Annotated in this window: 12 protein-coding genes; 9 read left to right on the top strand and 3 right to left on the bottom strand. The window is 39.5% G+C overall.

The window, feature by feature from the left end:
• Positions 1–101 precede the first annotated feature (101 nt).
• On the bottom strand, positions 102–2,762 hold the full coding sequence (locus tag VYJ22_RS06920) for a transglutaminase domain-containing protein (RefSeq protein ID WP_329903174.1): 2,661 nt from the start codon (positions 2,760–2,762) through the stop codon (positions 102–104).
• 46 nt (positions 2,763–2,808) lie between these two features.
• Positions 2,809–3,672, bottom strand: a complete 864-nt coding sequence (locus tag VYJ22_RS06915) for an NAD kinase (protein ID WP_329903173.1) — start codon at positions 3,670–3,672, stop codon at positions 2,809–2,811.
• Positions 3,673–3,754: 82 nt separating this feature from the next.
• On the opposite strand from VYJ22_RS06915, the gene VYJ22_RS06910 reads away from it, so the two are divergent.
• The 7 genes from VYJ22_RS06910 to folB all read left to right on the top strand — a co-directional run bounded on the left by VYJ22_RS06910 (position 3,755) and on the right by folB (position 9,372).
• Positions 3,755–4,471: a pyridoxine 5'-phosphate synthase gene (locus VYJ22_RS06910; RefSeq protein ID WP_329903172.1), complete on the top strand. Its 717-nt coding sequence runs from the start codon at positions 3,755–3,757 to the stop codon at positions 4,469–4,471.
• Positions 4,472–4,480: 9 nt separating this feature from the next.
• Positions 4,481–5,167 (top strand): MotA/TolQ/ExbB proton channel family protein, encoded by a 687-nt coding sequence (locus tag VYJ22_RS06905; RefSeq protein WP_329903170.1) that lies wholly within the window; start codon positions 4,481–4,483, stop codon positions 5,165–5,167.
• The gene (locus tag VYJ22_RS06900; RefSeq protein WP_329903169.1) at positions 5,164–5,601 is read left to right on the top strand and encodes an ExbD/TolR family protein; all 438 of its coding nucleotides are present in this window, start codon (positions 5,164–5,166) and stop codon (positions 5,599–5,601) included. Before VYJ22_RS06905 ends, VYJ22_RS06900 begins: the two co-directional genes overlap by 4 nt.
• Before the next feature lie 3 nt (positions 5,602–5,604).
• Positions 5,605–6,444 carry an energy transducer TonB gene (locus VYJ22_RS06895; RefSeq protein ID WP_329903168.1) on the top strand — a complete coding sequence of 280 codons (840 nt, stop codon included), beginning with the start codon at positions 5,605–5,607 and terminating at the stop codon, positions 6,442–6,444.
• A 44-nt stretch (positions 6,445–6,488) separates the two neighbouring features.
• The gene (locus VYJ22_RS06890; protein ID WP_329903167.1) at positions 6,489–7,037 is read left to right on the top strand and encodes a DJ-1 family glyoxalase III; all 549 of its coding nucleotides are present in this window, start codon (positions 6,489–6,491) and stop codon (positions 7,035–7,037) included.
• A 1,055-nt stretch (positions 7,038–8,092) separates the two neighbouring features.
• The gene (locus VYJ22_RS06885) at positions 8,093–9,007 is read left to right on the top strand and encodes a cation diffusion facilitator family transporter (RefSeq protein ID WP_329903166.1); all 915 of its coding nucleotides are present in this window, start codon (positions 8,093–8,095) and stop codon (positions 9,005–9,007) included.
• 11 nt (positions 9,008–9,018) lie between these two features.
• Positions 9,019–9,372 carry a dihydroneopterin aldolase gene (folB, locus tag VYJ22_RS06880; protein ID WP_329903165.1) on the top strand — a complete coding sequence of 118 codons (354 nt, stop codon included), beginning with the start codon at positions 9,019–9,021 and terminating at the stop codon, positions 9,370–9,372.
• A 73-nt stretch (positions 9,373–9,445) separates the two neighbouring features.
• Here the strand turns inward: folB and rsmA are convergent, their stop codons facing one another.
• Complete coding sequence (gene rsmA / locus VYJ22_RS06875) at positions 9,446–10,234, bottom strand: 16S rRNA (adenine(1518)-N(6)/adenine(1519)-N(6))-dimethyltransferase RsmA (protein WP_329905589.1); 789 nt, start codon at positions 10,232–10,234, stop codon at positions 9,446–9,448.
• 137 nt (positions 10,235–10,371) lie between these two features.
• Here rsmA and VYJ22_RS06870 point away from each other — a divergent pair, with 137 nt between their 5' ends.
• Together VYJ22_RS06870 and VYJ22_RS06865 are read left to right on the top strand one after the other, a co-directional pair.
• Positions 10,372–11,391 carry a lysylphosphatidylglycerol synthase transmembrane domain-containing protein gene (locus VYJ22_RS06870; protein ID WP_329903163.1) on the top strand — a complete coding sequence of 340 codons (1,020 nt, stop codon included), beginning with the start codon at positions 10,372–10,374 and terminating at the stop codon, positions 11,389–11,391.
• Positions 11,392–11,430: 39 nt separating this feature from the next.
• Entirely contained in the window at positions 11,431–12,888 is a 1,458-nt protein-coding gene (locus VYJ22_RS06865) for an aminoacyl-histidine dipeptidase (RefSeq protein ID WP_329903161.1), read from the top strand.
• Position 12,889 lies beyond the last annotated feature (1 nt).

Genomic DNA, 12,889 nt, shown 5'->3' with positions numbered 1-12,889 from the left:
TTTACCCTCTCTGCCCGGTCAAAGTGTCTTTTGTCGGCTTTGCCACCAAAATCCATGAGACTGTTGACTTTTGCAACAGTCTCTAAAAGAGAAAGCACCGTTTACAACCGACGGATGATATTCATCAACTGCTCTCCTAATCCAATGGTATAACCTTGACTAACAAAAACAACTCTACCAAAAGAGTCTCCTATGATAAATATCGGTAGTGATGATGAGCTATGCAGATTGGTTGCCTTAGCAATCATATCCGTATTCTTACCATCAATATCCAATCCCCAAACTACTGTATTGGGAAGATTGGGAAAGTCTGTTTGTTTGAAACGTTTGTAAGAATCCTCATTAGGGAAAAGAAGTACCATCTTCCTACCCCACTTTTCAAACTCTGTCTTCAAAAGTTGAATATCTTTGAGCGCATGGTTGGTAGGTTCTTGTCCCGCTCCCAAAATACCGATGATGAAATAACCTCGACCAGTCGTTTGTAAGATAGATGTCGGGGCATTTGTTTTCAAGTCATAATAAATATTCTCTGCATTTATAGACCCAATCACCTGAATATCTGTACTATCTTGAGGAAGTATCAAAGGGATGCTTACTTTAGCACCTGCCGGCACTATCACTTTTTGTAAACAACAAAGCACGCTACCCGAAGCCATGCGGGTGCCCGATGTAAGGATATAATTACCTGCATCTACACTTTTGGGTTCTTTGAAGAGCTTACTCCAAGCATTTTGTCCGTCCCAGTCATAATACAATGTATTGAGTTTACCGGCTGGAGTCAAATAATCAAGAGTAAATCTACTGTAATATTCAGGGTCAGGAGCTACATTGGTCGGCTTGTATGACATACTGATCATACCCTGTGGAGTCTCTTTGCTGGTATTAGCCTGAATATTCACATCCGTCCATGCAGCTCCTTTGTTCATGGAGTATTGCACTTTGCCTGTTACCGGATCTATTCTGGAAGGAATATCCAGACTTCTGGCCATCGCAACAAAAAATAAATTGCGTGAAGGTGCGTCTCCTCGTCGAGCCTTGAGTACTCCGGAAGGACTGATGAGTAACCTTTGGCTATTGTACAAAGTATCTAATTGGATATTTGTATTGATCCATCTTGCAAGAGCAGAAGGATTGGCTCTGAACCCTTCTTTATCACTATCATTCAAAGCCTTTGTCAAATCACTTCTAAAATCCGTGATATACTCATCACTTATTCGGGGAGAGCCTATGTATTTCAGACCAAACTCATCCAAACCTCTAGGCATGTTTTTGAAAATTGCCTTAAGTTTAGTCGCAGGGGTATCGGTCAGATCTTTTTCAGATAATACATTGAGAAATCCTATAGCATCATTAAGCTCTTCTTGGGAAACTGAGCTCAAAAAATCTGTAATTTCTTTGTGATTCCCTCTTGACTGAACAAGCATTTTGGTAACAACATCTTTTTTCTCGGACGGTAGTGACTTACAATATTCCTTGGCAGTATCTTCATTGTAAAAAGTTTTCTCATACGCCGTGCGAATAGAATCCTCCTTCAACATGCGCTTTTCATTATCAGAGACTTGTTGTGGTGTAGAAGATACAGCAATGGGAGTACCTGAGGGGGGTATTAATTTCAGGAAAGTAGTCTCAGGCAGTGCTTCGAAATCACCCAGTTGTATAGTCAAAGCTTTTCTTTCGTCAGCTTTGCTGACTTGATATCCAAACTTTCCATCCTTGAACGCCCAAACCATCATATCTCCTTTTCCAATCCTGAGAGAGGATTTGCCTTGTTTGTCTGTAGATTTCTTCACCACAGGATAAAACTCAGCATAGTTATAGATACAATATTCCACATTGGCATTAGGCACAGCTTTGCCGTGCTGATCCACCACAGTTATTGCCAGCTCATCCGTAGGAGCATAGTTGTCAATTACATTTATCTCCGTATAGTTATCCGTGTTGTAAAGAATCTCTTCAGGACCGTCATATCTACCGAAAACCTTAGTATGAATCAACATAGCTCTTACTACAGAGCTATTGAACCAAGCATCATCAAGTCCGGCTTTAGGCTCACATGCACCCATAAAATGCCATTTGCCATCAACCCAAACTTCAACCCAAGCATGATTATCATCAGTATGTGCCCAACGAGGAGTATAGACCTGCCTTGCTGGAATACCTACCGACCTCAATGCTGCTACTGCAAAAGTAGACTCCTCACCACAGCGTCCCAATGCCGTCTTTACAGTAGCCAATGGACTTCGTGTACGAGCATCACTGGGTGCATAGATAGCTTTTTCGTGGCACCAGTGATTTACCTCCAACGCTGCATCTTTCATGGAAAGCCCTTTGACGCGATCTTTTAATTCTCCGTAAAACACAATTCTGCTACTATCAAGGCTTTCATTATTGACACGAACGGGCAAAACAAAATGTCGGAATAGTTTTTCCGGGACATCTTTGCCCCAAGGCATCTCTTCCTGAGCTTTGAAAGAAGCTCTGACATTTTGCAAATAAAAATCAGAACTATAATCAACAATATCCGCCAAATTCATATAGGCGTACAAAAATTGCATAGCCTCATGTTCCTTGGTTTTCAATGAATCATTGTCCAAGAAATCAAATAGCTTTCCATCCTTGATGACTTCTCTTTTTTTGGCCAAGTCTTTCTCTACGGTCTGTCGATATGTAGCATCCGTTATAAAATGGGAATTCTTTGGGCTACATCCCCATAAAACAAATACAAAGAACAAGATGCCTAGTCCAATAAGTCTATTTCTCATCGTGATTTTGAATTATATATTAGTAATCATTGTTTTAGAAATCTAATCATCTGATAGAGGTTCCCCACATGAGTTTACGTCTCAGTGTATCAGCAAAAGACTTCTTCTCTAAACGAATCATATTGACTACATGGGATGCTTTCATGATCTTAATGGTATTGTCACAGGGCAATATTTTGGTCACTCCATCCAATGAAATCAGGAAGGTATTGCTTCTTGAGTTTACTTTAAGGGTGATAATCTCAGAGTCTGGTATCACCAAAGGTCTCATATTGAGCACATGTGGAGCGATGGGGTTTATGATTATATCTCGGCAGCCGGGCATCATAATGGGGCCATGAACGCTCAATGAATATGCGGTAGAACCTGTGGGTGTAGCAATAATGAGTCCGTCAGCATCATAGCCTGCCAGATAATCTTCACCCAAATAGGTGTCAATGGTTATCATGGAACCGGTCTCTCTCTTGAGTATGGCGACTTCATTGACCACATTACCTAAATAGACATCATTGATCAAAACCCTGAGTTGGCTACGTTTTTCAATGGTATATTCCTTGTTAAACAATCGGGATATATGCCCCGATGCATCTTTACAATCAATATCGGTAAGGAAGCCGAGGCGTCCCAAATTGATCCCCAAGATAGGGGTTTCCCTCTTACCTACTCTTCTTGCCGTACGAAGAAACGTACCGTCGCCTCCCAGGCAAATGACATAGTCTACTTTGGGGAATACATCTTCTATGATACCCGAGATAAATGGCTTGAGCCCGAAGTCACTTATAAGGGCATTATAAAATGCTTTTTCTATATAAACTTCCGGTTCAAATTTTTGAATTTCATCAAAAAGATATCTGAGGCATTCAGAGTGTTGGACTTTGTGTCTGCTTCCAAAAATTGCAATTTTTATCATCGGGACTTATAACATTTAGTTTAATGATACTGGGAAATAAACATTATATTTGCATTAACCACAAATATACTAATAAACAGCGATGGCTAGACTAAGTGTAAATATTAATAAAGTTGCTACGTTGCGCAATGCCCGGGGAGGGAATCTGCCCAATGTCGTAAAATTCGCGCAAGACTGTGAAAAATTTGGAGCTCAAGGGATCACTGTTCATCCAAGACCTGACGAACGTCATATCAGATACAGTGATGTTTTTGATCTAAAAGCTGTCATTCAGACTGAATTTAACATTGAAGGAAATCCAACCAAACAGTTTATTGAACTTATAGAGCAGATCAAGCCTACACAAGTAACGTTGGTGCCTGATGCCCCCGAAGTTCTAACGAGTAATATGGGATGGAAGGTTTCTGAGAATTTCGACTTTCTTCAAGACATTATTGCCAGATTCAAGAGTATGGGTATAAGAACATCCATATTTGTAGATACGGATTTACATAATTTGGAAATGGCTAAAAAAACCGGCACAGACAGGATAGAACTTTATACAGAGCCCTATGCTATGGATTTCAAGAGATCTCCTGACGCAGCCATCAGTTCTTTCATTTTAGCTTCTGAAGTTGCCCATGGCTTAGGCTTAGAAGTCAATGCGGGGCACGACCTCAATCTTGATAATTTACCCTTTTTTGCTGCTAATATTCCATATCTTGATGAGGTATCTATAGGGCATGCTTTAATATCAGAATCATTATATTTAGGACTGGAAGAAACAATATCTAAGTATCTAATTGCATTAAAAAAATAAACGATCGTTATGAACACATCTGCAGCAGACACTCTGTCGCAAGTTTTAGAAATGGGACAGGCAGCTCACACACCAGCTTCTCTTTCTGTAATTGATTTAGCCATGAAGGGTGGTTGGATTATGATAGTACTTCTTGCGCTTTCACTCATTGCCCTTTATATATTCGTTATCAAATTGCTTGAAATCAACTCTGCCGGAAAAGAGGACAGCTCTTTTATGGACAGAATAAAAGACTACATACACGAGGGTAAAATCAAATCAGCAGAAAAACTCTGCGAAGATAAAAAAACTCCTTACTCACGCATGATCCACAAAGGAATCACTCGTTTGGGAAGGCCTATGAACGATATTTTAGTGACAATAGAGAATGTAGGAAATGTAGAGATTGGCAAATTGAACAATGGCTTGCCCATTCTTGCCACTATAGCTGCGGGAGCACCCATGATAGGTTTTCTGGGTACCGTTACGGGTATGGTAAGGGCATTCTTCGATATGGCTAATGCCGGCAGTTCTGTAGATATAGCTCTACTATCGAACGGTATTTACGAAGCCTTGGTGACTACCGTAGGAGGTCTCATTGTTGGTATCATCACCCTTTTTGCTTATAACTACCTTGTAGCCAAGCTGGACAAAGTAATCAATAAGATGGAGACCAAAACAATAGAATTTATGGATCTTTTGAACGAGCCTGTATGAGTCTGAAAAGAAAAGCGAAAGTCAACGAATCATTCAGCATGGCATCCATGACTGATGTGATCTTTCTGCTCCTTATATTTTTCATGGTAACAAGTACTCTTATTGTACCCAATGCTATCAAAGTCACTTTGCCTGCATCACAGCAACAAGCTCCCCCTGAAGTTCCTCCCGTAAGGGTAATAATCACGCAGGATTTACGCTATTTTGTTGCTTTTGGACAGAATGAAGGATCAGAAATACTACCGGACGAATTGGAAGCCACGCTCTCAAAATATGCAACATCAGCAAAAGACAATCCTTTCTTGGCCATCTATGCTGACGAAACGGTACCTTACAAAGAAGTTGTGAAGGTGATAAACATTGCGAGCCCATTAGGGATGAAAGTTGTATTGGCAACTCGCCCACTGGCAAATAACGAAACGAAGGAATTCTAAAGCATGTCAAAAAACAGAAAACCCAAAGATATAGGAATAGCCATCGGGGTTACCTTGCTGGCACATGCTATGCTTATTGGGCTATTGTTCTATATACATCTTACTACCCAAGCCCCACAAAAGCAGCATATCCCTGAACTTGTATTGGTCAATGCCGGTAATACCGATTTTACTTCTATGGGAGATGAAGAGCCTTTGGGTAATGACTTGAAAAACCCCCAAAGTGAAGCTAATGAGCCACAAAACGCTCAAGAACCATCCAACCCATCGGCGACTGCTCCACAAACAACGCCTCGGGAACCTTTGGCTACTCAGAAAACTGAGCCTTCTATAAATGCAGCAGAACTGGAAAAACAAAAAAAGAAAAAAGAGGAGGATATAAAAAAACGACAAGAGGAAGAGCGGAAGAAAAAGGAAGCCCAAGAAGCTGAGCGAAAGAAAAAAATAGAAGCACAGGTAGGCAATAATGTAGCTGGAGCATTCAATGGTAGCAAAGCTAAAACGAGCAACCAAGGTACCGGCAATACTGCACAAGGTAATCAAGGAAATCCCAATGGGAGCGGAGACAGCTACTCCTTGACAGGCAGAACAATTATTTCCAACGGAGGTATGCTCACGAGACCCAATGATGTAAAACCAATAAGAGGTCGCATCAAAGTGCGTATTATAGTCAACAGTAGTGGCAAGGTTACTGATGCTTGGATAGAGCCCAACGGCACTCAAATATCAGATGCAACCATGAGAGCATCATCAGTGGCAGCAGCCAAAGCTACCAGATTTAATGCTGTTTCTGCAGGAAACGATCAACGAGGTATTATAACCTACTATTTCGACGTTAAATAAAAGAGAAGTAATTTTTTTATAAAACTATTATAATTTTCTTAGCTATGAAGACAACGTATTTATTTCTGGCAAGAGGTTTTGAAGAAACAGAAGCTATTGCAACCGTGGATCTGCTGCGTAGAGCAGAGATTGATGTAAAAATAGTATCCATAACAGGTAAAGAAACCGTAACCGGTGCTCATAATATCAAGATCAAGGCTGATGTACTTATGCCTGATGTGAGTTTGATGGACGCACAAGCAATGATATTGCCCGGAGGAATGCCCGGTGCAGAACATCTGCTTCACGATGCAGATCTCAGGCTGTTACTTTCTGAATTTCATAAATCGGGTGGCGTGATTGCAGCTATCTGTGCAGCTCCCATGGTCTTAGGTGACTTAGGGATACTGAGAGACAAAAAGGCAACTTGCTATCCCGGCTTTGAAAAGTTCCTTATCGGAGCCGAAGTTACCGGCAATAAAGTTGAGGTCGATGGTAATATAATTACGGGTAAAGGGCCTGCATTCGCTTTCGATTTTGGGCTAGCCATTATCACCAAGCTTACCTCTGTCGCAAAAGCAGAAGAAGTGGCTAGTGGCTTCCTTCTTGCTTGATTTTATTACAAGTAACTCCCTATTACATCCCCCTGAGTTACCCTTAAGAATATTATTATTCTCTGAGGACTCAGGGGGATTTTTCATTTAATTCTTAGCGTTTAGTAGCTTGATTTCAAAGAATAATATGAAAGCTTTTGAGCTTTTTATCAAATAATATTCATATGTAATCCTCAAAACAAGAACTACGACAAATAATAAATCGACACAAAAATAGACATAAACAAGCCATATTGAATATGAAAGACCAGAAACGATGACTTTTTGACAATAATTTACAATCAATAATTAGAGCTTATTAAACATAACATACAAGCAAAAAAGCTTTCTGTATCTATTTTATGACAGCGTGTTATTTTCTTAGTTAGGTTTTATTATTTTTCTAACTAAGAAATTACAAACACCTAGTTAGAAAAAAGCCAACACTCAGTTAGAAAAATAATAAAACCTAACTGAAAAAAAGCCCTACAAAAGAAAAAAACAACAAAAGCCGTAAATAGGAGTAGATATCCTCTTCATGGCTTTTTAATATTATGACAAAGTATTTTTTACATTTTGACAATTTGATATTTTACCCTCATCACCTTATTCTGACAAAATGCAACACCGAACATTTACATATTCAAGTATAAAGGAAATACTTATAAATTAGCTCTGATATATTTTGGAATATTTTATTATTTGTTTGTGCTCTCATTTTTTTGAATAATAATAGTCGTTGTGTAAAATAGCTTTAGTTTATGCAAAAAGCATCTTCTCTGAAACAAAGATACAACACCCGCCCCCCCTTTGTCAAGAGATGGCTGCTATTTTTTCATGTAAATTCTGTAAAAGGAGTAGTATTAACTTTTCCCTCAAGAGTAGACAATGTGCGATTTGAGTCTATTAAAAACTTTTTACTGATTGTATGATATAATAGAATAAAAACTGTATGATGTGAATTACAACCATTAGGAGAAAGTTTATATACCAAATCTACACTTAGCTGACTGTAATAATTTTCAATTTATCTCCTATCTTTGCGTTCTATTGTGTCCTCTAAAAAACTTTTTTTCATGCGTTCTATTTTCTACACGGAAAGAGAAAAAAAAATATTCCAAGCCACACTTGTCGGCAGTGCAGTGAATGCCGTGCTGATGGTATTAAAGTTTATCGCAGGAATAATTGGACATAGTAGCGCCATGATAGCTGATGCTATAAACTCTCTATCTGATTTCATAACCGATATTATAACTCTTATATTCGTTAAACTATCCAGTAAACCATGTGATGAAAATCACAAATACGGACATGGCAAATATGAAACCCTCGCATCTGCTATCATCGCTATTGCCATGATCATTATAGGCACTATGATGTTTATGGAAAATGCTGCTACAGTAAAAGAGGTGATCATGAATAATAAGCAATTGGTAAGACCTGCCCCTATAGCTATGGTAGTGGCCATAATATCTATTGTAAGCAAAGAATTTCTATTCCAATACACCAATAAAAAAGGTAAGAAACTCAACAGCTCCAGCCTTAGAGCCAAAGCATGGGATCACCGTAGCGATACACTGACCTCATTTGCAGCGCTTATAGGTATCAGTTTTGCTATGTTTATGGGTGAAAAAGGGATGGTGATGGAACCTATAGCGGCAGCAGTGGTAAGCATCCTTATTATACGAATAGGAGTCCTTTTAGTCCTTCCGGCATTCAAGGAACTTCTTGAAGAAAGTTTACCCCAAGACATCCAGGATGAAATATCCTCTATTATACTAAATACACCTGATATACAAGGAATAAATAACCTCAATACCCGTAGTATTGGAAGCAAATACGCTATCGAAGCAGATATTCTAATAGATGAGAATGCAACCGTAAAAGTAGCTCACGATATCACGAAAATGGTAGAAGATAACTTAAGAGACAAATATGGAGAGGATACTCATGTGGTGATACATGTAGAGCCATATAAGTGTGTATTATAAATTTTACAACAATGAAAATAAGTTTGAATGACATGCGTTTCTATGCCTTTCATGGGGTAATGGAACAAGAAAAAAAAGTTGGCAATAAATTCACAGTAGATATAGAGATAGATGCCGACGTAGAGAAGTCTACTATAACTGATCATATTGAAGATACCATAAACTATGCTGAGATCTATAATATCGTGAAAGAACAAATGGCTATCCCATCCAACCTGCTGGAGCATGTAGCGGGAAGGATAATCGACAAATTACATGAGAATATTCCTCAGATTACCGGCATCAGGGTGAAAGTATCCAAGATAAATCCTCCATTTGGAGGAGATTTGCTCTCGGCTAGTGTGACACTTGATCAAACTTTCTAAATGGCTACATAACTTTAGCACTCACTCTCGTGATGAGCATAAAGAGTGATTGGAATTATTTTTATAAACAACCTTATTTACCAAGAAATTCTTGTTCCATCAATGTGAGTTCTACGAACTGCTCCACAGTAAGTTGCTCTGGCCTTTTTGAAAAGATATCCATGTGATAGAGTTTGAATTCGGTGCCAAATATCGGCTTTAGGGAATTTCTCATGGTTTTGCGCCTTTGGTTGAAAGCAGTCTTGACAATTCTCTTGAAATGATCTTCATCACACCCCAAGGTAACCCGTTCATTCCTTACAGCTCTGATCACTCCGCTTTTTACTTTGGGGGGTGGATTGAAAACATGTTCATCTACAGTAAAGAGATACTCTACATCATACCACGCCTGTAACAACACGCTGAGAATACCGTAAGCCTTGGAACCCGGGCCTGAGGCCAAACGCTGGGCAACCTCTCGCTGTAACATTCCGGAACAACAGGGTACCTGATCTCTATACTCCAACAATTTGAAAAATATTTGACTGGAGATATTATACGGGTAATTACCAATGATGCAAAACTTCTTATCCGACGGGAAATACTCCTGAAGATCCATACGCAAGAAATCACCTGATATAATGCGCCCCTCCAACTCACTATATTTTTTTTCCAAATAAGCCACAGATTCCTCATCAATCTCGACAACTTTGGTATCATATCCCTTGGATAAGAGATATTGAGTAAGGACTCCCATACCGGGACCTATTTCCAAAACAGGGAGGTTCTTATAATCTTCCAAAGTATCGGCGATACGTTCGGCAATAGACAAATCCGTGAGGAAATGTTGCCCCAAAGCTTTCTTAGCTCTTACTTGCGACATCGTTTGTTTTTGTATTACTTTTGTCATGAATAATTTTGACGAAGTTACAACAATAAATCTTAAAGAGCGGTTAGTAAAGCATCCTCATTAGACATATTGTTCGCAAAAGACAGAAGCAACGATATTACAATATATTGATGAAAGTAAATAAGCGACTTAAAGCAGTACTCAAAATAATAATCCCCCTGCTACTGGGGATATTTATACTTTTCCTCCTCTATGGCAAAATGGACTTGAAGTCTATAGCTGATATTGCTCGTCACGGAGTCAACTACTGGATTATAGCGCTCTCCCTATTGTTTGGAGCAGGAGCAAATATCATAAGAGGTCTTCGCTGGCAAATATTGATAAATACTGTAACGGAAGGTAACAAAGCCAAGAAAGCCAATTCAATACTGACTACATTAGGCTCCTATACAGTAAACATGGCACTGCCCAGAGCCGGAGAGTTTTGGAGATGTGCCGAGATGGGCAGATACGAACAGATATCTTTTTCAAAACTATTGGGAACACTCTTTATAGACCGTATCACTGACATCTTGATGCTGGGTCTGATATTTCTGGGAATTTTCTTAGGAGCAGGAAGCTTCTTCTCTGAGTTTTTCACAAAAAATCCGGACATCACCTCCAATTTCTATGCTATACTCGGTTCTATATGGCTCTATGTTGGTATTGTAACCTTTGGCATTATGCTGTGGATGATCTACAAATATCTGATCAAGCGCAAACCCGACCACAAGGTCTCCATGATGTTTATGAAAGTAGGAGAAGGGCTCAAATCGATTTGGAAAATGGATCAAAAATGGCTTTTTATCATCTACAGCATTGCTATTTGGGTGGGATATTTCTTGTTTTTTTATACAACGTTTTATGCCTTTGACTTTACACAAACATTGGGCGTCGAAGTCGGTCTTATAGCATTTGCACTAAGTAGTATGGCTGTAATTGTACCTGTGCAAGGAGGTGTGGGGCCATGGCACTTTCTTGTGATATCTGCTTTGGTAGCATTCAGTGTTAATAAAGAAGATGCCGGAGCATTTGCCCTTATCGTGCACACAATTCAAACTTTATGGATAACTTTAGTGGGTTTAATCTCTATCTTTCTTTTACCTTTAATAAATAAAAACTATATTCGTAGTCAGAATGAAAGAGAGTAACATTAAATAAAACGAACATTAACTGACAATCGAACAACTATGGCAGCTGAAATTAAAAATCTTAATCCCAACGCTGTTTGGGGATACTTTTATGATCTGACACAGATACCTCGTCCTACAGGACATGTCAAAGAGGTTTGCGAGTATGTAATGGGCATAGGTGAAAAACTAGGACTGGAAACTCTTCAGGACGAAGTAGGGAATGTACTCATCAAAAAGCCTGCAACTCCCGGGCTTGAAAATAGACCTATTGTAACCATGCAGGCCCACCTTGATATGGTTCCCCAGAAGAATGCTTCTACTCAACATGATTTTATAAAAGACCCCATTGATGCATATGTAGACGGTGAATGGGTAACTGCCAAAGAGACTACTTTAGGTGCTGATAATGGCATTGGGGCAGCATATGCTCTTGCTATTCTTTCAGACAATGAACTTAAGCACGGCCCCTTGGAAGGTCTTTTTACTATAGATGAGGAAGTAGGTATGGTGGGAGCTAATGGGCTCAAACCCGGCTTTAGCCATGGCGATATCCTTATCAACCTCGACTCTGAAAGTGAAGGAGAGTTATTTGTAGGTTGTGCTGGAGGTATTGATGTATCTGCACATCTCGAATATAAAGAAGAAGAAAAAGTAGAGATCGGTGATGTAGCCGTAAAACTCTCCCTTACAGGACTCAAAGGCGGACATTCAGGTATGGATATCATTTTGGGAAGAGGTAATGCAAACAAATTATTATTCCGTTTTCTGAAAGAAGCAGTCGAGTACAATGGTGCTCGATTGGTATCTTTTGAAGGGGGATCTTTGCGCAATGCTATCCCACGCGAAGCTTTTGCTGTTGTTACCATCCCTCAAGACGAAGCTGATGGGCTTTGGGAATTGGTTTCCGATTACCAAGATCTTTACCAAAAAGAATTTGAGTCTATAGAAGACAGCATCTCATTCACTGCGGAAAAAACCGATTTGCCAGAGTACGTGGTGCCTGAAGAGATACAAGATAGCATTATCAATGCTATAGAAGCTTGTGCCAATGGTGTAATGTCTATGTTAACAAGCTTCCCGGGTACTGTAGAGTCATCAACCAACATGGCTGTGGTGAAACTGGAAAATGGAGTTTTTGACGCCAAATTTTTGGTAAGAAGCTCTTCGGAAAGTCGTAAAATGTGGGTTGCATCTGCTATCGAAAGTGTATTTAGCCTTTGCGGTGCAGAAGTAGAAATGGATGCACCGTACAATGGATGGGAACCTAATATCAACTCCCTCATCCTTAAGACGATGGAAAAAGAATATACCCAAGCCTATGGAAGAGAGCCCAAGATACAAGTGATACATGCAGGTCTTGAGTGCGGTATTATCCAAGGTGCAATGCCTGATATGGATATGATATCTGTGGGGCCTGAGATTCGCCATCCTCATTCACCTGACGAAAAAGTAAACATTGCTTCAGTGGAGAGAACTTATAATGTGCTCAAAAAGGCAATTGAAAACATTCAATAAA

Source organism: Porphyromonas pogonae, assembly GCF_036320655.1.
Classification (GTDB): domain Bacteria; phylum Bacteroidota; class Bacteroidia; order Bacteroidales; family Porphyromonadaceae; genus Porphyromonas; species Porphyromonas pogonae.
Note: the sequence above shows the minus strand (reverse complement) of the source record. Positions and strands in the feature narration are given on the sequence as shown.